Source organism: Sulfitobacter sp. EE-36 (assembly GCF_000152605.1).
GTDB lineage: Bacteria > Pseudomonadota > Alphaproteobacteria > Rhodobacterales > Rhodobacteraceae > Sulfitobacter > Sulfitobacter pontiacus.
On sequence record NZ_CH959310.1, the window covers coordinates 781,819 to 806,352 of the forward strand.

20 protein-coding genes are annotated in these 24,534 nt (G+C 58.8%); 6 read left to right on the forward strand and 14 right to left on the reverse strand.

The window, feature by feature from the left end; genetic code table 11:
- Positions 1–212: 212 nt before the first annotated feature.
- A complete protein-coding gene (locus tag EE36_RS06420; RefSeq protein ID WP_005850579.1) occupies positions 213–1,013 on the reverse strand; it encodes a 3-deoxy-manno-octulosonate cytidylyltransferase in 801 nt (266 codons plus the stop codon).
- Complete coding sequence (gene cysQ / locus EE36_RS06425; protein ID WP_005850580.1) at positions 1,013–1,810, reverse strand: 3'(2'),5'-bisphosphate nucleotidase CysQ; 798 nt, start codon at positions 1,808–1,810, stop codon at positions 1,013–1,015. The genes EE36_RS06420 and cysQ overlap by 1 nt, the downstream gene beginning before the upstream one ends.
- Positions 1,811–1,922: 112 nt before the next feature.
- Between cysQ and EE36_RS06430 the strand changes: the two genes are divergently transcribed.
- Positions 1,923–2,747: an ABC transporter permease gene (locus EE36_RS06430; protein WP_005850582.1), complete on the forward strand. Its 825-nt coding sequence runs from the start codon at positions 1,923–1,925 to the stop codon at positions 2,745–2,747.
- Between the two features lie 2 nt (positions 2,748–2,749).
- Here the strand turns inward: EE36_RS06430 and EE36_RS06435 are convergent, their stop codons facing one another.
- Complete coding sequence (locus EE36_RS06435; RefSeq protein WP_005850583.1) at positions 2,750–3,352, reverse strand: alpha-ketoglutarate-dependent dioxygenase AlkB; 603 nt, start codon at positions 3,350–3,352, stop codon at positions 2,750–2,752.
- Between the two features lie 208 nt (positions 3,353–3,560).
- On the opposite strand from EE36_RS06435, the gene dnaK reads away from it, so the two are divergent.
- From dnaK to EE36_RS06455, 4 genes are all read left to right on the forward strand, one after another.
- Positions 3,561–5,468 (forward strand): molecular chaperone DnaK, encoded by a 1,908-nt coding sequence (gene dnaK, locus EE36_RS06440; RefSeq protein WP_005850585.1) that lies wholly within the window; start codon positions 3,561–3,563, stop codon positions 5,466–5,468.
- A gap of 77 nt (positions 5,469–5,545) precedes the next feature.
- Positions 5,546–6,703, forward strand: a complete 1,158-nt coding sequence (gene dnaJ / locus EE36_RS06445; protein WP_005850586.1) for a molecular chaperone DnaJ — start codon at positions 5,546–5,548, stop codon at positions 6,701–6,703.
- A gap of 106 nt (positions 6,704–6,809) precedes the next feature.
- Positions 6,810–7,571: a DNA repair protein RadC gene (radC, locus tag EE36_RS06450; protein WP_005850587.1), complete on the forward strand. Its 762-nt coding sequence runs from the start codon at positions 6,810–6,812 to the stop codon at positions 7,569–7,571.
- Between the two features lie 64 nt (positions 7,572–7,635).
- Positions 7,636–8,223 carry a hemerythrin domain-containing protein gene (locus tag EE36_RS06455; protein WP_005850589.1) on the forward strand — a complete coding sequence of 196 codons (588 nt, stop codon included), beginning with the start codon at positions 7,636–7,638 and terminating at the stop codon, positions 8,221–8,223.
- Positions 8,224–8,226: 3 nt separating this feature from the next.
- Here the strand turns inward: EE36_RS06455 and EE36_RS06460 are convergent, their stop codons facing one another.
- From EE36_RS06460 to EE36_RS06490, 7 genes are all read right to left on the reverse strand, one after another.
- Positions 8,227–9,789, reverse strand: coding sequence for a substrate-binding domain-containing protein (locus EE36_RS06460; RefSeq protein WP_005850590.1), 1,563 nt, complete (start codon positions 9,787–9,789; stop codon positions 8,227–8,229).
- 18 nt (positions 9,790–9,807) lie between these two features.
- Positions 9,808–10,821: a hypothetical protein gene (locus EE36_RS06465; RefSeq protein WP_005850593.1), complete on the reverse strand. Its 1,014-nt coding sequence runs from the start codon at positions 10,819–10,821 to the stop codon at positions 9,808–9,810.
- A 112-nt stretch (positions 10,822–10,933) separates the two neighbouring features.
- Entirely contained in the window at positions 10,934–13,063 is a 2,130-nt protein-coding gene (locus tag EE36_RS06470) for a polysaccharide biosynthesis tyrosine autokinase (protein ID WP_005850595.1), read from the reverse strand.
- A gap of 225 nt (positions 13,064–13,288) precedes the next feature.
- Positions 13,289–13,852 carry a membrane integrity-associated transporter subunit PqiC gene (locus EE36_RS06475; RefSeq protein ID WP_005850596.1) on the reverse strand — a complete coding sequence of 188 codons (564 nt, stop codon included), beginning with the start codon at positions 13,850–13,852 and terminating at the stop codon, positions 13,289–13,291.
- A 3-nt stretch (positions 13,853–13,855) separates the two neighbouring features.
- Positions 13,856–15,940 (reverse strand): MlaD family protein, encoded by a 2,085-nt coding sequence (locus EE36_RS06480; protein ID WP_254655549.1) that lies wholly within the window; start codon positions 15,938–15,940, stop codon positions 13,856–13,858.
- Positions 15,933–16,538, reverse strand: a complete 606-nt coding sequence (locus EE36_RS06485) for a paraquat-inducible protein A (protein WP_005850600.1) — start codon at positions 16,536–16,538, stop codon at positions 15,933–15,935. Before EE36_RS06485 ends, EE36_RS06480 begins: the two co-directional genes overlap by 8 nt.
- An 11-nt stretch (positions 16,539–16,549) precedes the next feature.
- Entirely contained in the window at positions 16,550–17,197 is a 648-nt protein-coding gene (locus EE36_RS06490) for a paraquat-inducible protein A (protein WP_005850602.1), read from the reverse strand.
- 166 nt (positions 17,198–17,363) lie between these two features.
- Between EE36_RS06490 and EE36_RS06495 the strand changes: the two genes are divergently transcribed.
- On the forward strand, positions 17,364–17,924 hold the full coding sequence (locus EE36_RS06495) for a type 1 glutamine amidotransferase domain-containing protein (RefSeq protein WP_005850604.1): 561 nt from the start codon (positions 17,364–17,366) through the stop codon (positions 17,922–17,924).
- 66 nt (positions 17,925–17,990) lie between these two features.
- Here the strand turns inward: EE36_RS06495 and EE36_RS06500 are convergent, their stop codons facing one another.
- From EE36_RS06500 to EE36_RS06515, 4 genes are all read right to left on the reverse strand, one after another.
- Entirely contained in the window at positions 17,991–18,965 is a 975-nt protein-coding gene (locus tag EE36_RS06500) for a C45 family autoproteolytic acyltransferase/hydolase (protein WP_005850606.1), read from the reverse strand.
- 18 nt (positions 18,966–18,983) lie between these two features.
- The gene (locus tag EE36_RS06505) at positions 18,984–20,444 is read right to left on the reverse strand and encodes a biotin carboxylase (protein WP_005850608.1); all 1,461 of its coding nucleotides are present in this window, start codon (positions 20,442–20,444) and stop codon (positions 18,984–18,986) included.
- Between the two features lie 23 nt (positions 20,445–20,467).
- Positions 20,468–23,206: an aminotransferase class I/II-fold pyridoxal phosphate-dependent enzyme gene (locus tag EE36_RS06510; protein WP_005850610.1), complete on the reverse strand. Its 2,739-nt coding sequence runs from the start codon at positions 23,204–23,206 to the stop codon at positions 20,468–20,470.
- An 83-nt stretch (positions 23,207–23,289) separates the two neighbouring features.
- Entirely contained in the window at positions 23,290–24,396 is a 1,107-nt protein-coding gene (locus tag EE36_RS06515; RefSeq protein WP_005850612.1) for a carbon-nitrogen hydrolase family protein, read from the reverse strand.
- Positions 24,397–24,534: the final 138 nt, after the last annotated feature.

Consider the following 24,534-nt stretch of genomic DNA (forward strand, 5'->3'; position numbering starts at 1 on the left):
ATGCTGCCAGCCCTAAATATGGGCAGCGCCTAAAATATGGCGGCTTCTTGCTGATTTTGCGGTCGAAAGCTCCTTTATGCCGCAGCTTGCACATCTTTGCGCCTTATCCGCCGTTTTCGTTAAATAAATCAAAACGTCGGATCGCTGTGGCTTTATTCATTACAGGTTGCACGCCCCACCGCAATATTGGCGATGGCGGTGGGGCGGTGCGGTTACGCCAACCCCATCTCGGCCATCATCGCTTCGATCTTTGGCACATCTTCGGGGTTGTTCAGCTCCCAGAACTGGCGGCCCTTGGCCTCGACCTCGACACAGAGCACCTTGTGGCTGTTTTCCATGAAGCGCAGCTGCTCCAACCCTTCAAGCTGCTCAAGCGGGCCGACCTTCCATGACGGATAGGCCGCCAGCGCGTCGGGGCGATAGGCATAGACGCCCACGTGGTGAAACACCGGAGTGGCATCGGTATCTTCATAGGTTTTCGACGTGAACGGCACGACTTCCTTTGAAAAATACATCGCCGCATGATCCGCTGCGAAAACGGCGGTGGTGCCACCCACCCGACCTGCTTTGCGGTCGGCCAGCAGCCCGTTCAACGCCGCGCCATCACAGCGCAATACTGGCGTCGCGATTCCGGCATTAGGGTCGCCTTGCAGACCCTGCACAAGGCTTTCGACAAACCAATGTGGTGTCAGCGGCGCGTCGCCTTGCAGGTTCACCACGATGTCATAGCCACCGCCCAGAACCGCATGGGCTTCGGCGCAACGCTCTGTCCCGTTGGCACAGTCGACCGAGGTCATCACCACCTCGGCCCCGAAGGCTTCGGCGGCGTCTTTGATGCGATCATCATCGGTGGCCACAACGACCTTGTCGACGCCCTGAACTTCGCAGGCAGCACGCCAGCTGCGTTCGATCAGGCTGCGTGCCGTACCGCTCGCCCCTGTCAACAGCGCCAGCGGTTTCGCCGGATAGCGGGTGGAGGCATAGCGGGCGGGAATGACAATAAGAACCGACATCAGGAGGCTTTCAGATCAACGCCCGGCGCATGGGCGATAAAGAAGGGGTTGGCGAAATCGGCTTTGCCGTAGGTCAGCGGGGTCAGGTCGTCAAAGCGCACAACGGCCCCACCAGCGCCGGTCAGAACCGCGTGGCCTGCAGCCGTGTCCCATTCCATCGTGCGCCCGACCCGAGGGTACAGATCCGCCTCGCCCGTGGCGATCAGGCAGAACTTCAGCGACGAGCCCGCGCTTTTCATGTCGCGCACATTGTATTTCGCGATGTAGTCATCGGTCGCCTGATCGCGGTGCGACTTGGACGCAACTACCATCAGCGCGGCATTATCCGGCGTAGAGACTGATATCGGCTGCACAGGGCCCATGCTGTCTTTTGGGAAATCGCCAGTTTCCTCGACCGCGCTGCCATCGGCCAGCGTGAAGAACATGCGCGAACGGGCGGGGGCATAGACAACACCGCGCATCGGCACGCCGCCTTCGACCAGCGCGATGTTCACGGTGAAATCGCCCCGACGGTTGATGAACTCTTTCGTGCCGTCCAGCGGGTCCACGATCAGGAATGTATCGCCCGACGCCGAATGGGTGGCCGACTGCTCTTCCGTGACAAGCATCACATCAGGGAACGCCGCGCGCAGCCCGTCCGAGATGATCTTGTCCGCCGCTTCGTCGGCAATGGTCACGGGGCTTTCGTCGGATTTGGTTTTGACCTCGAAATCATCCGCGCCGTAAATCTCCATGATCTTGTCGCCTGCTTCGATCGACAAACGGCGCATCACCGTTACCAGTTGCTCATAATCCATAATGTCGCGGCCTTTTCAGTTTCGTTGATTACTTTGCGCAAACCCCTTATGATTGCGCCTTGACGGAACAGCAAGAATTCCGTGCGAGGGTACGTCACAAAGAGGCTTTACGATGTTTCAACCAAGGCGCACCAACACGGGCAATTTCCGCTCGGCCGTTAACTTCTTTGAACTCGTCTACCACTCCGTCGTGCGCTCTGTGCGCAAGCAGCACAACAATGCCTTTGCCGCCATCGGGATCAACATCCTGCAAGCGGTGATCTTTGTTGGCGTGTTCTATGTCATGTTCTCGGTTCTGGGGATGCGCGGGGCGGCCATTCGGGGCGATTTCGTGATCTACATCATGACCGGCATCTTTTTGTTCATGGTGCACACCAAAACGGTTGCCGCCGTCGCCGCTGCCGAGGGACCGGCGAGTGCGATGATGAAACACGCGCCGATGACCACGATGATCGCACTGGCTGCGGCGGCTTTGGGCGCGCTGTATATTCAGATGCTATCGCTGATCCTGATCATGTCGGTCTATCACCTCGCCTTCAATCCGGTGGTGATCTACGACCCGTCGGGCGTGATGTTCATGCTGATGATCGCGTGGTTTACGGGCGTGGCCGTGGGGATGGTGCTGCTAGCGATCAAACCCTGGGCACCGGCCTTTACACAGATCTTCACGACGATCTACCAGCGGGCGAATATGATCGCCTCGGGCAAGATGTTTCTGGCCAATTCGCTGCCGTCCTTCATGCTGGCCATGTTCGACTGGAACCCCTTGTTCCACGTCATCGACCAGGCGCGCGGATATGCGTTTATCAACTACAACCCGCGCTACAGTAACTGGGAGTACGCGGTTTGGGTCGGTGTGGTCCTGATGGTGATCGGGCTGATGGGTGAATTCTACACCCGTAAACACGCCTCCGCGAGCTGGAGCGCGCGACGCTAGGCTCAGGTCACGACCCGCAGTGTGATGTTGATCCGCCCGCCCTTGGGCAACAGCGTCGAAGACCCCGCACGAATGCGGTCGATTCCGTGATAGTTCAGCCGTGCCTCGCCGCCCATGACGACGACATCGCCCGATTGCAGCCAAAGGCTGTCGGTTTTGCCGCCGCGCGTTTGACCGCCGACGCGCAACATTCCTTCGTCGCCAAGCGAGATGGACACGACCGGCCAGCGGAAATCCGTCTCGTTCTTATCCTGATGCAGGCCCATCTTCGCGTCTGACGCGTAATAGTTGATAAGGCAGGACTCCGGCTGCCGCTCTAGCCCCGTCAGGTCATTCCAGATCGCCAATACCTCGGGCGGGATCGCAGGCCACGGGGTGCCGTTAGGGTGGGTTGGCGCATAGCGATAGCCCTGCGTATCGGACAGCCAGCCGTAGTCCCCCGCGGATGTCATACGCACCGACATCTGCTGCCCGCTTGGCATAACGGGGCGAAAGAACGGCACCTGTTTGACCACCCCGCGCACGGCATCCAGCAGCCCGCGCTGCGCCGACAACGTAAGGTAAGATTTGTGAATTTCGAAGCCGCGTAACCGCAATATCGTCATCTAAACGCCCTTCTTTCCTGCTTTCGCGAAAAATCCACGCAGAATCCGCCTCTCCTTTCTCATGCAACGGTTGCAGGGTCCATATCTGCTCCTTATATACGCCGAGAACCGCTAAAGGCATCCGGCCTTTGGTGAAAAAGATCGGGGCAAAGGTGCCACAACGGGCCTGCGCTTCGTGTCATCGCCTTGAGTAAAAGAGGGATCAAACATGGCCAAAGTTATTGGTATCGACCTAGGAACGACAAACAGCTGTATCGCCATCATGGACGGCAGCCAGCCTCGCGTTATCGAAAACGCCGAAGGCGCGCGCACCACGCCCTCCATCGTTGCGTTCACAGACGACGAACGTCTGGTTGGGCAGCCTGCCAAACGGCAAGCGGTTACCAACCCCGACAACACAATTTTCGGCGTGAAACGCCTGATCGGCCGTCGCAATGACGACGCGGATCTGGCCAAGGACAAAAAGAACCTGCCCTTCACCGTCATGGACGGTGGGAACGGTGACGCATGGGTACAAGCCAAGGGCGAGAAATACTCCCCCTCGCAAATCTCTGCGTTCATCCTTGGCAAAATGAAAGAAACAGCGGAATCCTATCTGGGCGAAGAAGTCACCCAGGCCGTGATCACTGTTCCTGCCTACTTTAACGACGCTCAGCGTCAGGCGACCAAAGACGCGGGCAAGATTGCCGGTCTGGAAGTGCTGCGGATCATCAACGAACCGACAGCGGCGGCCCTGGCCTATGGTCTGGACAAGAAAGACACGCAAACCATCGCGGTCTATGACCTTGGCGGCGGTACATTCGACGTGACCATCCTTGAAATCGACGATGGCCTGTTCGAAGTGAAATCCACCAACGGTGACACGTTCCTGGGTGGTGAAGACTTCGACATGCGCATCGTGAACTACCTTGCGGATGAATTCAAAAAGACCAACGGCGTCGACCTGACGCAAGACAAGATGGCGCTTCAGCGTCTGAAAGAAGCGGCAGAGAAGGCCAAGATCGAACTGTCCAGCGCAAGCCAGACAGAGATCAACCAGCCGTTCATCTCGATGGGCAAAGATGGCTCGCCACTGCACATGGTGATGAAGCTGACCCGCTCCAAGCTGGAGCAATTGGTTGGCGACCTGATCAAAGCGTCGATGAAGCCCTGCGCAGCCGCGTTGAAAGATGCCGGTGTATCCGCATCCGAGATCGACGAAGTCGTTCTGGTCGGCGGTATGACCCGTATGCCGCGCGTCATCGAGGAAGTGACCAAGTTCTTCGGCAAAGAGCCCCATAAGGGTGTGAACCCTGACGAGGTTGTTGCCTTGGGTGCGGCCATTCAGGCCGGTGTTCTGCAAGGCGACGTCAAAGACGTTGTTCTGCTGGACGTGACACCGTTGAGCCTTGGTATCGAAACGCTGGGTGGCGTGTTCACCCGTCTGATCGACCGCAACACGACGATCCCGACGAAGAAGTCGCAGGTCTTCTCGACCGCCGAGGATAACCAAAGCGCCGTGACCATCCGCGTCTTCCAAGGGGAGCGTGAAATGGCTGCGGACAACAAGATCCTTGGCGCGTTCAATCTGGAAAGCATCCCACCCGCACCCCGCGGTATGCCCCAGATCGAAGTGACCTTTGACATCGACGCAAACGGTATCGTTGCCGTAGGCGCGCTGGATAAAGGCACAGGCAAAGAGCAGAAGATCACGATCCAAGCGTCCGGCGGTCTGTCCGATGCGGATATCGAAAAGATGGTGAAAGACGCCGAAGAAAATGCCGACGCCGACAAAGAGCGCCGCGCATTGATCGAGGCGAAAAACCAGGCGGAATCGCTGATCCACTCGACCGAGAAGTCGCTGGAAGAGCATTCTGACAAGGTTGACCCGACCACCGTCGAAGCGATCGAACTGGCCATTGCTGCGTTGAACGACGAACTGGCAACCGACAATGTTGATAAGATCAACAACGGTATCCAGAACGTTACCGAAGCGGCGATGAAACTGGGCGAAGCCATCTACAAGGCGGCTCAGGACGAAAACGAAGACGTTGCCCCGGCTGCGGATGCACCCGAAGGTGACGACGATATCGTCGATGCCGATTTCGAAGATCTGGACGATAACAAGCGCGCGTAAGCACGCCCACGGAACCACTGAAGGGGCCGGTCCGCTTGCCGGGCCGGCCCGTCACGTTCCAGCGTAGGAGCTAATTCATGGCCAAACGTGATTACTACGAGACGCTCGGCGTCGCTAAAGGTGCCTCTGCCGACGAGATCAAAAAGGGCTACCGCACCAAAGCCAAGGAATTGCACCCCGATCGCAATGCCGACAACCCCAATGCCGAAGCCCAGTTCAAAGAAGCGAACGAAGCTTACGAAGTCCTGAAAGACCCCGAAAAGAAAGCTGCCTATGACCGTTATGGTCATGCGGCGTTTGAAGGGGGTATGGGCGGTGGCGGTGGCCATCGTGGCGGCGGCTTTGGCGGCGGCGGTCAGGGCGACTTCTCTTCGGCGTTCTCTGACGTGTTTGACGACCTGTTCGGCGACTTCATGGGTGGCCAGCGGGGCGGAGGCGGACGCCGTGCCGCACGCGGTGCCGATCTGCGCTATAACCTCGGGATTACGCTCGAAGACGCGTATCGGGGCATGCAGAAGTCGATCAACGTGCCCACCTCTGTGGCCTGCGATTCCTGTAACGGTTCCGGGTCAGAAGGCGGCGCAGAGCCGACCACCTGCCCCACCTGTTCCGGTATGGGCAAGGTCCGTGCTCAGCAGGGCTTTTTCACGGTCGAACGCACCTGTCCGACCTGTTCGGGCATGGGTCAGATCGTCAAGAACCCCTGTAAATCCTGCCGCGGTGCCGGGCGTGTTGAAAAAGACCGTGCACTGTCGGTGAACATCCCTGCGGGCGTTGAAACCGGCACACGTATCCGTCTGGCCGGCGAAGGCGAAGCAGGCATGCGCGGCGGGCCGTCGGGTGATCTGTACATCTTTATCGAGGTGCAGGACCACAAGCTGTTCGAACGCGACGGGCCAAACCTGTTCTGCCGCGTTCCCGTTTCGATGAGCACCGCCGCCCTTGGGGGCAGCATCGAGGTGCCAACGATCGACGGTGGCCGTGGCCGCGTGCAAATCCCTGCGGGCAGCCAGTCCGGTCGCCAGATGCGTCTGCGCGGCAAGGGTATGCCCCCGCTGCGTGGGGGTGGTACGGGCGATATGATCATCGAACTGGCGGTCGAGACGCCGGTGAACCTGACCAGCCGCCAAAAGGAATTGTTGCAGGAGTTCGAAAAGGAATCCTCCAACAACAATCCTGAAAGCAGCAGCTTCTTTTCGTCGGTGAAATCCTTCTGGGATTCGATGAAAGGGTAAGACCTGATCGCACAAAACATCGGGCGGGGCGCAGGCTCCGCCCTTTTTGTTTTTGCCCCTGCCCACGTTAACGGAATGATAACCTCTTTGGCCGCAAGCTGGGCCAATGGGACGCAACAACGCTCACTTTTCCGACCCGCGCCTGCCTTTTCTGGGGGACGAAGCGGTGCCCGCACCGCCAGCATCGGGCAAACAGCCGTCGTATATCGCGGATCACCGACAACGTTTGCGCGCACGCTTTATGCAGGGCGGTGCCGCAGCGATCCCGGACTATGAACTGCTTGAACTGGTGCTCTTCCGCGCCATCCCGCGCCGTGACGTCAAACCGCTGGCCCGTGCGCTGATGGACAGGTTCGGCGACTTCAACCGCGTGATCACCGCCCCTGAACCACGGCTTAGGGATATTTCGGGCGTGGGCGACGCGGTGATTGTCGAGCTTAAGGTGATTGAAGCCGCAGCCCACCGTATGGCGCGTTCAAGGGTGATGCGGCAGCATGTGCTATCAGGCTGGGACGCTCTGCTTGATTATTGCCACACCACGATGGCGCACCGCGAAACCGAACAGTTCCGCGTCATTTATCTGGACCGCAAGAACGTCGTCATCGGCGATGAGGAACAGGGCAAGGGCACTGTCGATCACGTCCCCGTCTACCCGCGAGAGGTCGCCAAACGCGCGCTTGAGCTGAACGCCAGCGCGCTTATTCTGGTGCATAACCACCCCTCGGGCGACCCTACCCCATCCCAAGCCGACATCGACATGACGCAGCAGATTTTCGCAGCCTGCAGCGCCCTTGGGCTGACCCTGCATGACCATCTGATCATCGGCAAATCACGCGAGCTTAGTTTTCGCAGCGAAGGGTACTTATAAGCGCAACTGTCGTGTTCGAATTTGTGGAGTTTACCGGATCACCCCTCGGCACTAGCTTTGGCCTATGTCCAATACGCCGCCCCCCGACCCGCTTTCCCTGATGCAGCGCGATGGCCTGCCCGATCCGTTGCGTGCGTTGATCAAAGCCTTCCCGCGCGACGGTTGGGAGGAGAACCCGAATTACTCCCGCCTGATCGCGTTCTGGTTGGATCGTCATATGATGTTCCGCCGTCTGCTGGACCAGATGGAGGGGGACGCGCAACTGGCGATGGACCGCGTCGAGCCACCCGAGACCTACAAACGCAAACTGTCGCGTTTCGGCGGGATGCTGATCAACGAACTGCACGGTCACCACCATATCGAGGATGCCCAGTATTTTCCGGTGATGGCACAGCTTGACCGAGGTGCGGCACAGGGGTTCGAGATCTTGGATCGCGACCACCACAGTCTTGATGGTATTTTGAACGATCTGGCCGAGACGGCAAATACCGTCCTGCGCCATGAGGGGGACGCGGCAGGTTTCCTGGACAGTACCGCGGCCATGAAACAGCGTCTGGATGCGTTCAAACCCATGCTGAACCGCCATCTGATCGACGAGGAAGAACTGGTCGTGCCGGTGCTGCTGAAATACGCCCCGCCCCAGTTTCGCTAGGGTTTAGCGCACCCAGACCTCTACCCGCCGGTTGGCCTGACGCCCCCATGCGGTATCATCACAGGCCATAGGCATCGCCTCGCCAAAGGCGTCCAAATCCAGCGTCACACGTTCCAGATTGGCGGTCACCGCCGCGGTGATCACCGCTTGCCGCACGGCTTCTGCCCGACGCAGCGCGATGTCACGGTTGGCGAAAGACGCGCCCTGCCCGTCACTGAACCCCACGAACAACAAACGGCGCGCGTCGTACTGCCCCACCTCGAGCGCGCGGGCGAGTTGCTGCACGTTTGACCGCGATTGTGCATCCAGACGCACCGATCCCGCCTCGAACCGGAAAGAGGTCGACAGCCGCGCCATGGGCTTCAATGCCGCATTCATCCGCTGTAGTTCCTCAAGCGTGATTTCGGGCCCCGCGACAGCAATCGCGTTTGTAAATCGGTTGCCCTGATCCTCGACGGGGATCTCCTCGGGCGTCTGATCCACAAACCCCGCGCGCCGGATCACGATCTGCGCCGCAGGGCTGCGGGTAAAGGCCAGAAACTCACGCGCCACCTGCGGCAGACGGCGGGCCGGAAAGTACAGAAACATCGGCGCGGTCAGCGGGTAATCTTCGGTCTTGATGGTGCGGCGCGAGGCATCGAGCGCAAAGCCGCAGCTGCCAGAGAGCGTCAACACATCGGTATCACGTTGTTCGGCATAGCTGGTGATGCCAAGCGCGAAACTGTCGTTTGCCACCGCTTCCGCCAGATCGGCGGGGCGGGCGTGGCGGGTGATATTGTCGGTGAACTTGAGCGTCGCGGGCCGCATCACCTGATCACTGATCGCTTGTGCCAGCCCGCTGCTGGTATCGGGCAGATGCAGATCAATGGGTGCGTCCGGCCCGCCAAGCGCCTGCCAGTTGGTCACCTTCCCCGCAAAGGCCCGCGCCAGCATCAACGGAGAGATCTGCTTGACCGGGTTCGAGGCCGACACCACCGGCACGACAGCATCAAGCGACAGCACGCGACTGCGGTTCAGCCCCGTCATATCCCCCAACCCCGCTTCGCGCGCGCGGACCCGTTCTTCAGGGCGCATTTCGCGTAGGGACATCACGATATCCGCCTCGTCCGCCAGTAGATCGGCAAAGCCTTCGTCACTATTGCTTGCCCGAAACATGAACAGTGCCACGGTTTGTTCGCTTTTTTCGTCGATCAACCGGTAGGTAAAGCGGTGTTCGTCTTCATCCTCGCGCACAGCGGTATAGCCGTTGCGCTGCGCAAACCCGTCGATCAAGGCAGGCATCAACACTTCGCCCATCGTGGCCGATCCCGAGAGCTGCAGCTCGGCGACGAAAGGGTACAGATTGGGGCAGCCCGGCCCTTCACATTGTACGCCGGTGCTGTCGACCGTCAGCTCGCCATATTCGGTTTCGACACGGTAGAACTCGCCATCAAAGCCCAGCAAGGTGCCGCTTAGTTCAATCTTGCCATCACGGGAGGACAGCGCGACATCCTGCGCCCCTGCGGACAGCGTCGCCGAACATAAGAAAAGTGCGGCGAGAACCGCCGCACGTATAATCGTGATCATAAGACCCCAAGCGTTGCGTTAGTGTCCCGCAACCTTCATGTCTTGGAGCAGATTATTCAACACAAGAAAGCTGCCGACCGCATCACAATCCGGCACTGCGACGCTTAGGTCGCGGGTTCTGAGGGTGGCATCGCCAAGCAGTTCGATCGATTGCGCCTCTATCTCTTGGCCGCAGTTCGCCTGGATCACTTCGGCTTCCACCGTCAGCGCAACGCGGGCATCGGTGTTTTCCATCGCAGCGGGGAATGTGTACACCTCGGCCACCAGTGGCTCTGCCGCGCTGAGGTCGCCGTTCACGGTCATAAATCCGCCTTCACCGGTGATCGCGGAGGCAACGCTGCGCGGCTTGCCAGCCCAGACATGGCCCGAACCATCATAGTCGGACCCGAATTCGCGGGCGTGCATCTGGAAACCCGTGTCGCCCTTCCATTGCAGAACCACGCGGTCAAATTCGGCCAGATCATCAATCTTCGCATCCGCAACCGCGCCTTCGCCGTTTCCGAAAGCAATGACGAAGGTCGCATCCTGCGCAAGCGCCGGAACGGTAATGTCCAGCGCGCCGGTGTCAGATGTGGTTTGGGTAAAGATCATGCCGCTGTGATGCACTGTGATCCGTTCGTTTGGCATGCAGGGCGCAGCCAGTGTCAGGTTCACCATAGCTGCCGCGACGGGGCGCGCGTTCGCGGTGATATCGCAGGTCTGTGTGGCCGCTGGTTCCGTCGCAATTGGGGCGGAAACTGGGCGAGAGATCGGTTCGTCCGCGCTTGCAGCGGCCAACATGACGGGGGCAGAATCGGGCAGCTCCACCGTGGGCTCCAGCGGGGCTGCATTGAACTCGGCCGAGGTGAGGACGATGTCTTCGACCTCGAGCACGGCATTCTCGTTGCTTAGCCGGCGCAGCTCTTGCTCTTTCACAGCGGCGTCAGAGCCATAGCGGGCTGTCGCAGCGTCAGAGCTTTGCATCACGTAGCCGATGCCCAAAGCGCAGGCGAGCGTGCCAGCAGCTGTCGCGATCTCTTTCATACGTGCCATCTGAGGGTCCTCACTGGGATAACTTCCCAATGAATATCGCCTAGCAGAGCGGCCCTGTTATGACCCTTGAGGGGAAAGATTTGGGCAGTTTTGAGGCATACCCAAGCCTTGCTTAACTGTCGTAATAGCCCTTGCCGTAGGCCCCGTAGGCACCGTATTCGCCGCCATAGCCATAACGTTTCATGCCCTTCTCATCGATCTGGCTGAGCACAAGACCGGTGATCCGCTGGTTCGAGTTGTGGAAGAAGCGCATGGATTCCTCGACCAGCCCCTTGTTCGTGCTGTCCCATTTTACAGAGAACAGGATCGCATCGGCATTCTGCGAGATGATACGTGCATCCGGCACAACGAGCACAGGCGGCGTGTCGATGATGATGAAGTCATACTGATCGCGCATCTCGGAGATGAAGGATTTGAACCGATCGGAGGAGAAGATATCCGCCGCGTTCACATTGGTCTTTTCGCCGCCCAGAACATCCGCGCCAAAACCGTCAGGCGTATGGATCGCATCGGCGAATTTCACATCGCCGTTCAGGACAGACGCGATACCGTTGCGCGGCATATCGGGGAAGTATTCGTTCAGCGTGCGGCGGCGGATATCGCCTTCGACCAGCAGGACGGATTTGCCCAGACCGGACAGGAATTTCGCCAGCGACAGCGAGACGGTGGTTTTACCCTCCCCCGGGATGGACGAGGTCGATACGATGACCTGCGGCTTTTTGTCGAGGTTCGACAGCATCAACGAGGTGCGCAGGTTGCGGATCGCTTCGGCGGCGGCAGACGTCGGCTTGTCCGACAGATACTTGAGCGTGTCCTTGCGGTGACGCGTAGGGATCAGCGGGATCTGCCCGATCACGGTATAGCCGGTGTGTTGCTCAAGCTCGTTCGCGGTGCGGAACGTGCGGGTTCTGAATTCGCGCAGCAGTACGAGCCCCGAGCCGACCATCGCCCCGAGGATCATCGCCAGCGCAATGATCTGCGATTTCTTCGGCGCGCTTGGTGAATTTGGCACGACCGAGCTGGACAGCATGCGGCTGTCGGCCTTCTGGATGCCTTCTTGGGCAGAGGTCTCTTTGAGGCGGGTCAGGAAATATTCATACAGCAGACGCGTTGCTTCGGATTCACGGGTCAGCTGTTGCAGCTCAATCAGGTCTTGCCCTTGCGAGGCCAGCTGCGCTGCAAGCTCTTCTTCCGAGTTGCGCAGCGCCTCGAGTTGTTGCGTGCTGCGCACAAGATCAGCCCGAACCCGCGTCATCACCGTGTCAAATCGCAGGTCAAATGCCGTCTGGTTCGTTTCGGACGACAGCCCGTTGCTAAAGATACGCGTCAGTGCGGCGTCTTGCGCGGCGTCGAGCTTTTCATCCGGCGTCTGCGCGGCCTCTAGGTCAGCAAGGCGTGTTTCAAGCGCCTCGCGGGTCAAGGCGGCACCATCAATGCGGTCACGGAGTTCTTTAATCTGACGCTCGAGCGCTTGCAGGCCCTCGATCGAAACCAGTTGGGTGCGCGCTGTAAATTCGGATACTTTCTTCTCGGCATTCTCAAGCTCGATCTGAAGCTCGGACACACGGTTGCTTAGCCATTCAGTCGCTTTTTCCGTCGCCTCGAATTTCACTTCGATCTGGTTCAAGATGTACAGTTCGACAATCGTATTCGCGATCTGGGCAGATTTCACCGGAGATTCCGTTTCAGCCGTGACGTTGAACACAAGGCTTTGGCGAATATTAGAGACCGAGACCTTGTTCAGCAAAGCCTGCACAACCGCGTCGCGGGTTTTGGTTTTCTGAAGTTCAGGGTCCAACTCTTCTTCGGGTGCCCCCGAAGAGAGCATCCCCTTGAGGCCAGAGATCATGCCACCGATCATGGATGGTTCGCGCAGTTCGCCGTTGAACTCAGGGTCATCAATCAGGTTCAGCCGGTCGACAACTTTGCCCGCCAACCCACGGGACCGCAGTACCTCAACCTCTGTATTGACCTCGGTGCTATCGCCCGAGAACCCGCCAACCACGGCCTGCAGGTCCACGATGCTGTCTTCTTTGGTGTCAAGAACCACAACCGCGGTGGACCGATAGGTCGGCACAGCCACGCCATAGGCATAGTACCCCGCCAGCAGCATGAAAATCAGTGTGACAGCAGCGATAATCAGTTTGCCGCGCCACAACGTACCAATCAGCGCGCCAAGATCGATGGTGTCGTCATCTTCGTCCCTGGGCCCGGAAAAGTTCGATTGGCTTTGGTTCATCATATGCATGTGGTCCGTTGATCATGGCCAGAACTGGCTAAAAGTAATGTATCAGGCAAGATGCCCGCGGTATCGCAGGTAGCGTCAACGGGCATAAGATGAAGAAGGTCTGCCTGTTATGCGATTGCGCCCAAAGGGTGATGGCGGCCTTGCTAAATCCTTATGAAAAAAATTCAATCAAAAGTCGTATAAAATTGTCCACTATCGGGAAATCGCGCTGGAATTACGTCACTTTAGTCCATTCTTGGCGATATAGCTGGCCAAATCAAGGATCAGTTGCCCCCGTGCCGCCGCAATGGCGGCCGGTCCCCCCTTGGGGTCGAAAGCTACGGTCAGGTCAAACAACCCCGATCGTTCGCTTCCACCGGTGGATACGGCGACGAAATACTGGCCCGAGGCGCGGAACTGGCCTGTTTCAGCGGCCAGCAATTCGCTGAACCGCAGCTCAAGCCGGGCATCGGGGTAGGCTTCGAATGGCCAAGGCTCGGATGCGATCCGACGGTTGGTGAGGCGCGACAGGTTCTCGCTCAATTCCAAGGCGACGGCCCGTTCGGGCGAATCCGCCCAAAGTTCGTCGGAAGAGCTCACCAACGTGCCGTTCGATTTGCGCACGTGGATTTCGTCGGCGGCCGCATAGCTGGGCAGCGATACATCACGCACTTCGACCGAGTTGAAGCGGATGCTCACCTGCTCTGTGACCGGGGGCATGTCCACGGCATAGCGATCTGCGGATCCACAAGCGGCAAGAAAGGCCACGAGACCAAGGCTTGCGATACTTTTTACAACGTTCATATTTTACCGTCCCAGCAACAATGAATTGGGGTTACGTTCAATGGTGCGCGCCAAGGATGCAAGCGCATCGGCCGCTTTTTGGATATCGCGCATGGTTTCTTGTGCGGTACGGCTGATCTGATCACCCTTGTTGTACCCTTCAATTGTACGCTCTGCCTGCGTGAACAGGGTCGACAGACGGTTCACGATCTGTGGCAGGTCTTGTGCCGACACCGCGATATTATCCGCCGCGTTACGCGCTGATGCCAGTGTCCGGTTCACGTTCTCGACCGCGCCGCCTTCGCGCAGTTCCTGCAGCGTATAGTTCAGCTCGTCCAGGGCGTTTTTCAGCGATCCGGGCAGCGCCACGGCGTCCGGTGTACCAATCACCTGATCGGCAGAGCGGGTCAGCGCGGTCAACTCGTCCACCAGCTGTTGCAGTTCCAGCTCGCTTGCCTTGGCGGCGACGGCCTGCATCTCTTCGACCAGTTCGGGCACGCCCTCGGTCGAGGTGCTGAAGGATGTGGCGGCTTCCGAGACGGAGTCGACCGCATCCAGCAGACGTTTCGCCATCTGCTCTTCCTCGAGTGTCGCGACCAGCGTCTCGACACGCAGCAGCGTGGCGTTCAGCGATACGGGGATATTCTGCACCGAGTCCGACGATACCAGCCCCGTGACCTCGTTGATCAGCGTGCGGACATCGCGCGGGGTCTGTTGCAGCTCGTCACTGCCAACAAAGGCCTGTAGCGAATTCATCAGACCGATGGCGCTGTTCAACAGCTCTTCGATGGGCAGGTTGTTGATGCGGCTAAAGACACCTTCGACGGTGGCAGCCGCGTCTGATGTTTCGTTCTTGGTCGTCGGCATGACAGGGAAGTTTTCGCCCGCGGCCACCAGGCGCCCGCTTGGCGCGTCTTCGACCACCACCAGTTCAACCTTCAGACCACCGGTCAACAGGCTGGCAGAGGCAAGCCGCGCGCGCAAACCGTTCACAACACGGTCCTGCAAGAACGCCAGCGCGCTTTCGGCAGATACATCCCCCGGCAGGCCAAGCCGCGCGGGCTGGATGGCCAGCGTCACGTTCAACCGCACGCGGCTGTCACCAAACTGGTCGTAATCCACGATACCGGCAAGGGAGTCGACCTCGCCGATGTTCAGACCGCTCAGCTCGACAGGGGCGCCGACGGCCAGTCCGGAGACGTTTTCATCAAAGATCACGTTGATCAGCAGTGGTTCGACTTCCGAGGCGTTGAAAACCGCGCTGCGAGCGTCTTCCTTGCTCGGGAAAATGTCGAAGACGGTGCCGTCTTGCACGCGGTCGCCGCCGGAAACGAATGTATCAAACGTCACCCCGCCCCCGATAAGCGTCGCAATGGACTGAAAGTCGATCTCGGCACCACCTGGCCCAAGGGAGAGGCTGAAACCAGAGCTGTCCCAGAAGCGTGTGCTGCTGTTGATCAGGTTGCGGTGCTCTTCGTAAATCAGCGCCTCTACGATGGCAAAGTTCCCGCGTGGGGCGATCTCTGCCTTGCCCAGACGGCCAACCTCGATCCCGCGATAAAGGATCGGGGCATCATCGGTCAGGGTGCCGTTGCCGACGGTGCGAAAGGCGATTTGCAGACCGGATTGCCCGGCGCGGATCAGCGGTGGCGAATCCGACCCGACGAACCGTTCGGCGAAATCGCCCACTTCGTCATTCCAGCTGCCCTCGATATAGACGCCGCTGAGCACCGTACCCAACCCCGAGATCCCCTGCGCCGAAACCTCGGGCTGGACGATCCAGAAAGACGCGCTGGCGTCGATAAAGGGGGCCACATTCTTGTCCACGCGGATCGACGCGACGACCTTGCCCAGACCGGTGGTAAAGCCGACTTCCTCGACCCGGCCAACGGTCACGTCACGGTAACGCAATTCGGTCTCGCCCGCCTTGATGCCGGCGCCTTTGTCAAATTCGACAAAAATCACCGGACCGCGGGAATTGTAGCTGTTGAACGCAACGCCCAAAGCCGCAACCAACGCCAGGATCGGAATGATCCAGACGATCGACGCGCTGCTCAGGAACAGTTTGCGCGCGGATTTAACCTTAACCTCGGGTGGCGTGTCAGACATGTTGATCGGAGTCCCCATCGAAAGCATTCGTGTCCCAGATCAGTCTGGAGTCGAAGGCCTGTGCAGAAAGCATGGTAAAAATGACCGACAAGGCGAAAAACATGCTCGCAGGGCCGGGGTTAATGGTCGCAAGGGTTTTGAGTTGCACCAGCGACGAGAGGATCGCAACCACAAAGATATCGATCATAGACCAGCGGCCGATATACTCGACAATTTCATACATCACATGGCGCGACCGATGTGCCGCGGCATTACGCGTCTTAACGCTGACTGCCAGATAGGCGATTGCCCAGAACTTGGCCAGCGGGATCGCGACCGACGCGAGCAGGATGATAAAGGCAATACCGTAAGAGCCGTGATGCGCCAGTTCGACCGCACCGCCGACGATGGTGCTTTTATCCACCTGAAACAGGGTCCGCGTTTTCAGCATCGGGTACATATTGGCGGGGATATAGCACATCAGCCCCACGACCCAGAACGCCCAGACCCGCTGCATACTGCCAAAGTCGCGCGACAGCATCTTGTGGCCGCAGCGTTGGCAGACAGGCGTGCCGATAGGCCACGCACGGGTACACCGTGTGCAGGCCACCAACCCCATTTCGCGGGCGCTTAGGATTTTTTGGGATTTTCCAGCGAATTCCATACCGACCATTTACACATGAATTTGTCCTGCGCCACAATCAGAACAACCAAACCACAAAACATCCAGAAAGCTGGCCCAAACCCCACAGTTGCCAGATCGGCAATCTTCACCAGCGCCACGGCACAGCCAAGCGCGAAAATCTCGGCCATCGACCACGGTTGCAACGCTTGCGACAGGCGGAACGCCTGCATTGCGTGGCGTGCGGGCGGCAGGTCCAGCACGATGGGCACCAGCACATAAAGCGTCAGCATCACCCGCGCCAAGGGCACCAGCATGATCAAGGCAGCCGTCGCCAGCGACAGCAGCAAAAGCGGCCCGCTGGAAAACGCCAGCGCCGCGTCCATCACAGAGACAGAGTTCTTGTTGCCCGCCGCATCAATATCCAGAAACGGAAAGAACGTCGCACCAAGGATCAGAACAAAGGTGGCAATGGCGATGGCAATGATCTTCAGCCCCGCCTTTTTGCGCGGTTCGATCAACACGGTATGGCACCGCTCGCACACCGCCTTCTCGCCGACCTTGGGCACCTTGAGGTGATACACGGCGTCGCATTGGGGGCAGACGATGATCTCCTCCAGATTGACGGATGGTGCAGGGTCGACGGTGTCTTTCATCCCCTTGGTATAAAGGAGATCACAAACCGTGTGTATCGAATTCTGGACACGAAAAGTTCATCCTCCACGTCGGCGGAATCCCGTCAATACAGGTTCCAGCGCTGGAACATTCGCGCAGTGTCTTTGTTGTGTCGGTGAAGATAGCGAAGATGAAAGGAGCTTTCTAATGACACAGATCACAGACGCGAAAATTCTGATCCTATCCACCAATGGTTTCGAGCAATCCGAGCTGGAGCGCCCGTTGAATGACCTCAAGGCCAAAGGGGCCACCGTGCATGTTGCCACCCCTGATGGCAAAGACATCAAGGGCTGGGACAAAGACGACTGGGGCAACATAGTTGCTGCGGACAAAGCCCTGTCGGATGTCACTGTTGATGACTATGACGCGATTGTCCTGCCTGGCGGTCAGATCAACCCCGACCTGCTGCGCGCAAACAAGGACGCCGTATCGCTGATCAAAAGCTTTGCTGACGCAGGCAAGACCGTTGCCGCGATCTGCCACGCCCCTTGGCTGCTAATCGAAGCAGGCATCATCAAAGGCCGCGCCGCAACCTCCTACGCCTCGATCGCGACGGATGTGAAAAACGCCGGTGCGCATTACGAGGACAGCGAAGTCGTCGTGGACCAAGGCATCATCACCAGCCGCTCTCCCGAAGATCTGGATGCGTTTATCGCCAAGATCGTCGAGGAAGTCGAAGAAGGTGAACACAACCGAAAAGCCGCTTAAATCCGGCGACAGCGAACCACAAAGGCGGGGCATGTACCCCGCCTTTTTTCGTGCGCAGGGAAAAAGTTACGCCACAACCCCCGGCATCAGGACGTTGCGCGACCCTTCCTCGAACGCGTCCAGCTTCTGATGCCAGACGGTTCCGGGCCAGCGATGCTCCATCTCGCGTTTGCGGGGTCGATAGACAGCGGTATAGAGCGTGCCGAAGCCTGCGTTGAACTGGTGCGAATAGAGCGGCGGCTTCAGGAACGTGTTGATGAATTTCTCTTCCGGATCACGGTGGAACCGCAACCGTTGCAGCAGATATCTTTCCCGTTCAACCGTCGCCGTAAAACGCGCATGGCTGATCCATTCGACGTTTTCCTGATGGTTGGTCGCCACCGCTGCCTTGGTGATGATCGCGGGCCGGTCCGGTGCCATCAGCGCCGTCAGATACTTGCGTTTGCGGTCCAGCACGGTGACGTTATAGCTCATGTGGGTCGGCACACGTGCCAGAATTTCGCCCGCTTGCTCGGCAGTCTCGCAGGTTTGCAGCACATAGCGCAGGATCAGCGGCACGCCAAAGCCCACCCCCACCACACGACGGCCCCCAAAGGTGAGCGATATCGACAGCCCCGCATCGTTCACCCCGTCTACAAGCCCGAACAACCCGTCAGAGGTGCCCATCACGCGGCGCCCCTTCCAGCCGGTGTGCAGCACCAGACTGTCGAAAGCGTTGGTGTTATAGTCATAGTTGCGCACCATGACAGGTTCCTTGCCGCCCCAGACCGCCTGACTGCATCCCGATAGATAGGGCGGAGGGCAGTAAAAGCTCAGGAACCTTGCCGCCAGATCACCCCCGCCTGCCTGATCACATAGATCTTCGTACAGCGGGATGAGGTCGGGCATATGCGCCTTGAGCGCACGACGACATTCGGCATAGGTCGGGCGCGCGGGCTCGCCCTCCTTCAGCCACCATGTACGGTAGTGAGGCCAGTATTCGGCGAAAAGCCCGGCCCATTTGGGACCGGGCAATTCTTCTGAAATGGCACGCCACAGCATGTGCTGCCCTTTCGGTGCTTAGAGGATTTTGAACGCCGGATCAGACATCGCCGGACCCGCCTCTGCGACGGGCAGAGGACGACCGTTCACCGATTGCTTGATCCCGTGGATCCACTTTTTCGCGCGCTCATTCAACTGGAAAGACTTCGTCATCGACCGACCGCGGGTCACAAGGATGCCAATATCGGCCCCTTCGTAGCGGTAATCACCCGGTTGCAGGATGCGCAGGAAGAACGCTTCGTTCTCGGATTCCACGGCGCGACGGTGATAATCGAAACGGTCAAACACAACGCGGCCATCTTCCAGCATCTTGTAAATGCCCGTTTCGGGCGCTTCGGTGCAGATATCGACGCTGTCTTCGGTATGTTTGATCACCATCTGGCTCCAACCGTCGATCATCTCGGGGTCGGCCCAACGGTTGTTCAGCTCTTCTACATCCAGATTGAACTTCTTCTTGCTGAATTCCAGCAGGTGGAACAGGAACAGCGGCGCATCCGCATGGGCAAAGGCCGCGTGGTTCGTCATCGACGACGCGCCCGTGATGCGCGGGTTCAACTCGCCCAGCCAGATGTCACCGGTCTTTTTGTCGATCAGGAAGTCGAGCTCGAAATATCCGCGATAACCTTCCTTGCGCAGCTGTTCGCCGAACTTATAGGTCAGCTCGCGCGCTTTCTGACGGACCTTGGGCGGGAAGGCGGTCGACAGGATTTCATTGCCACACCAGCCCCCGCGATAGGGCGTCAGATCCTTGAAACCGACCAGTTCCGTCATCAAGGGGCCAACGATCGTGCCTTCTTTGGTGGCGCAAGCCTCGATCGCGGAACCGCGGCAGTCGATCCGCTTCATGATCTTGATCTCGCCCTCGCCGACGATCTCGGATTCATGACGGCGGAAGTCTGCTTCGGACTTGATAAAGAACGTCGTGTGGCCACTGTCACCAAAGGCGGATTGCAGCACCAGATCGTGACCGATCCCGGCCTTCTCGCAGGTCTTCTTGAGGTCTTCGTAATCCTTGACCTCGGCCAGCACATTCGGCACCGACGGCACACCGGCCTTGTTGCCGATCCGCACGGTTTCGATCTTGTTGTCCATCTTTTGGCGCAGCTTGGCCTTGGGGAACCAGACATCCGCCCCCAGTTCTTTCGACAGGCGTTCGGTTTCCTCGTCGAACATCAGGAACACGAACTTGGGCTTGCCACCGCGCCGCTTGACGAAATCGATGACTTCTTTGTGCTGCAACAGATAGTTGTTGATGTCTTCGATGCTCTGGAATTCAGCGTGGGGTTGTTCCGAGGGGCAGAACACATTGGGGTGCTTGCCGCCGTAGCAGTCGATGTAGCAGATATACTTAAAGTTTTTCACCCACTCATCGAGACCAAGAAGGTTAAAGTTCGTGGCCGAGATAAAGTAAACAGGGTCTTCGTTACGGTGAAAGAACCGGCGAATTTCCGAGATATTCTTGAGAACAGTCGTTGTCATGATATTTGGTCCTTTGCTTAATCTTAGTCAGGTGAAGACGACAGGTTTTTCTTGCGCACCCGTTTCAGCGCCGCATCCGTAAAGACGCGCAGCCCCAGATCGGGGCGGTAACCGTGGATTTCGCTGACGTCCAAATTCCGCATGAACGACAGGATTTCCTGGCTCACCACCTGTCCGGGGACGAGGATGGGAAAGCCGGGGGGATAGGGGATGATAAAGCTGGCGGACACGACCGTCTGGTTGGCGTCCATCGCCTCTTTCAGCGTGCCGTTCAACTCTAGGTAATCGGTGTTCTTCTCGTCATAAGCGAGGAAGAACGCCGTGCGGATATCCCCTTCGGAGGTGACGTCGTCGTTGCGGAAGGCCTCGTGAAAGCGGCTGAAGTCCGGCAGCGGCGGGTAGTTCTCCATCAGGTTGGCGACGCGGTTGTCGAAAGACCGACGCTCCATCTTGCTGGCGTCATCCAGACGGTCATCCAGCGATTTCGCGATCTCGACCAGCACCTCGATCAGATAGGCGACGCTGGACCGCGTGGTGCCGATATTGGTCATGAACAAGACCGTGTTGCGCGAGGTCTTGTTGATCTGGATGCCGTATTTATCCATCAGGATATCGGTCTTGAACGTGTCACCGTCCCAGCCCGTCCCACCGACCAGCAGCGTCACGCGGCTGGCATCAAGGACGAACTGGTCTTTCTCCCAGCAGTCCCACATATCGGTCCAGCCCTGTTCCTGATGGTAATAGCTGGTCACCCCGCTTTCGCGGTATTCCTCGGGGATCATGTCGCCCGCTGTCAGCACCTTGAAGTATTTGCTCAGCAGCGGGTGGTCGGCAATCGCACGACGCATGGACAAAGCGGCCTCGATCTGGCGCTGCACGAATTCGAAGCCTTCAAGCTCTACCTGTCGTCGCCCCACATCAAGCGAGGCGATGATCTGGTAGTTCGGCGAGGTTGAGGTATGGGTCATATAGGCTTCGTGAAAGCTTTGTTCGACCTCGCCCTTAAAGTCCTGATCATTCACGTGAATCATCGACCCCTGCCGCAGGGAGGTCAGCGTTTTATGGGTCGATTGCGTGGTATAGACCCGCACCCTCGAATCCGGCGCAGGGATCAAACGCGTGTTCAGCAGCGTCTCGTCGTCGGCATCCTTCAGTTCAGCCTGCTGCTTTTCATAGGCGATGCGGTGGTCGTCCGACTTGAACCGCGCGCGCAGCGTATTGGCTGCGTTCATGCCCGTACGCTGGCGATAGGTCGGGTTGAAACGGGCAAAAGCGAACCACGCCTCGTCCCACAGGAAAATGAGGTCGGGCTTGATCGCCAGACATTCCTCCATCACCCGTTCGACGTTATAGACCAGCCCGTCAAAGGTGCAGTTTGTCAGCAGCAACATGCGCACCTGATCCAGCTTGCCCGCGGCCTTGAGCGCCAGAAGCTGATGCTTGATCTCGCGCAGGGGCACGGCACCGTACATGGAATATTCATTCAGCGGATAGCTATCAAGATAGCACACCTGCGCCCCCGCCAGCACCATCCCGTAGTGGTGGGATTTGTGGCAATCGCGGTCGACCAGCACGATGTCACCGGGGCGCACCAGAGCCTGCACCACGATCTTGTTACAGGTCGAAGTGCCATTGGTGGCAAAGAACGTCTGCTTGGACCCGAAGGCGCGACTGGCAAGCTCTTGCGCCTCTTTGATCGGCCCGTGTGGTTCAAGCAAGCTGTCCAGTCCGCCCGAGGTGGCAGAGGTTTCGGCCAAAAAGATGTTCGGCCCGTAGAACGCGCCCATGTCCTGAATCCAATGCGACCGCGTGATCGACTTGCCGCGGCTGATCGGCATCGCGTGGAAAACGCCCGTGGGCTGTTTGGAATATTCGACAAGCGCCGTGAAGAAGGGCGATTTGTTCCGCGCCTGCACCCCGCGCAAAATGTTCAGGTGCAGCTCCATAAAGTCTTCTTGGTTGTAAAAGACCCGACGGCAGATCCCCAGATCCAGACCCGCGATATCCTCGACCGACCGTTCGGTCACCAGATAGGCGTCCAGCTCGGGGCGGACCTTGGCGATCATACGGCAAAGCTCGGGGCCGTAGTTCTCGGGCTGGAGCTTGTCGATCTCTTCTTGCCCGCCAGCACGCGCCAGATACCGAACAAGGATCGTTTCATCCATCTTGGACTTGAGCGTCAGGCCCGGGCGTACAACGATGGCCTGGATATTATGGTTGAACAGCACCGCGATCAGCGCGTCTTCGATGGATTTGACCACCACGGCTTCGTAGTGGAACGGGTCTTCGGGGCGGCGCATCCGACTGACGTTGGATTTCAGCCAGCGCTCTTGCTGGTCGTTCACATCATCGACGATCAGCACCTCGAAATACGGTTTGGTCAGCGCCCGTGCCTCGGGGGACAGCATCGCCTCGTCGTCATGCTCGTCGTGATCGATGCTGTCGCGTTCCAGCGGGATGGTGCGACGGCGATAGGCCCCTGTTGTCAGCGCCCGCGTGATGCGGTTCACCGCAAAGGCCATGTCGTCAAAGCTGTTGTTATTCAGCATCCGTTGCAGGTGTTCGAACGCCGCCATGCCCGGAAAGGCCCAATAGGGTTCGATCAGCGACAGGGAGTCAAATAGCGCAGCGCATTTGCTGCGCAGGGCTTCGATTTCCTTGGCTGTAGTGGCGCGGGTCAGGCCGCTCGCCGCTTCACGCAGCGCGCTCCATCGGTCGGACCTCAGCTGAATTGCCGACGAATAATCGTTCATAGAATGCATCAATCGTACTCCGCTTTGGGCGGTCGACTGCTGCATCCCGGTGTCCAGCACTTTTGAAAAGCGCCGGACCTGAACGCCGCAGCCTAGCCGCTAGATGTCGGCCCGCTGCCCGGCAAATCACCGGGCTTTACGGGTGGATTTGGTGTCGCTGCAGCCGGAGCCACAGGTGTTTCGACAGGGGCCGTGATATTGGCAGTCCCCGCCGTTGGATTTGGCAGCGGTTCGGGGGCAAAGCCCGGCTGAACCGCAGGTGTCGTTGTTTCATGCCCTTTGAACACGGGCGCGTCTGGTACCCGCTGCGCGGGCACATCGACGTGCAGACCAGCGCGGGTCCCCTGATGGGGCACCTCAAGCGGGCCAAGCGTGTTCAGATAGGCGTCCGTCCCGCTGGAACGGTCATAGATCGAGAAGTCGGTAGACCGGTCGCGGAAGGATTTAAGCACCTGCCCCAGACCCTTCATGCCGGTTTCGCGCTGACGACGCACCATCGACAGATCGACTTCGATCGGGAACATGTCTTCCTGACCGGCGGACTGGTGCAGGACCATCGATGTCGGATCGACGACCAGCGATTTACCGACACCGCCTGCGCCCAGACCGTTGACCGCAAAGACATAGCACTGAAACTGCGCCGCGGTCGCGCGGGCAATCGCCAGCTCTGCGTCGCGGTCGGTGGTGCCGGTCAGAACCGGTGTCAGCAGAACCTCGACGCCTTGGCTGGTCAGCTGGCGCGTGGTTTCGGGGAACCACATGTCATAGCAGATCGACAAGCCGAAACGCCCGACTTCCGGCACGTCGAAAACACAGAATTCGGTGCCTGCCGCAATGCCGGATTCATAGGGCCGGAACGGGAACATCTTGGCGTAGCGGCGGATGATCTCGCCCTCGGGGTTGATCACCACGGCGGTGTTGTACACGCGCCCGTCCTCGGGGTTCTTGAGGAACATGGAGCCGGGGATCAGCCAGACACGGTGCTTGCGTGCAGCGGCCTGAAACACCTCGAGCGTTTCATTCTCAGGGGGCAATGCAAACCGGTCAAGCGGGCCAAAGGGGGCCAGCTCGGAAAACAGGACCATCTGGGTCCAGGGAAAACGCGCCATCAGGATGTCCAGTCGCTGGATCATGCCATCGACGTTGGACTCCAGCGCGTTGACGTACATCTGCACGCCTGCAATCGCAAAAGGTGTCATAACTTGTCACTCCGTCCAAACGGGCGGAAGGGGCCGGAAATACTCCGCCCATACGCCCAAGGTGACAAGTCCATACCCCCATTGTTGGGAATATTAAACACGTGACGTGATGGCGAACCCACCGTCATTTGCATGGCT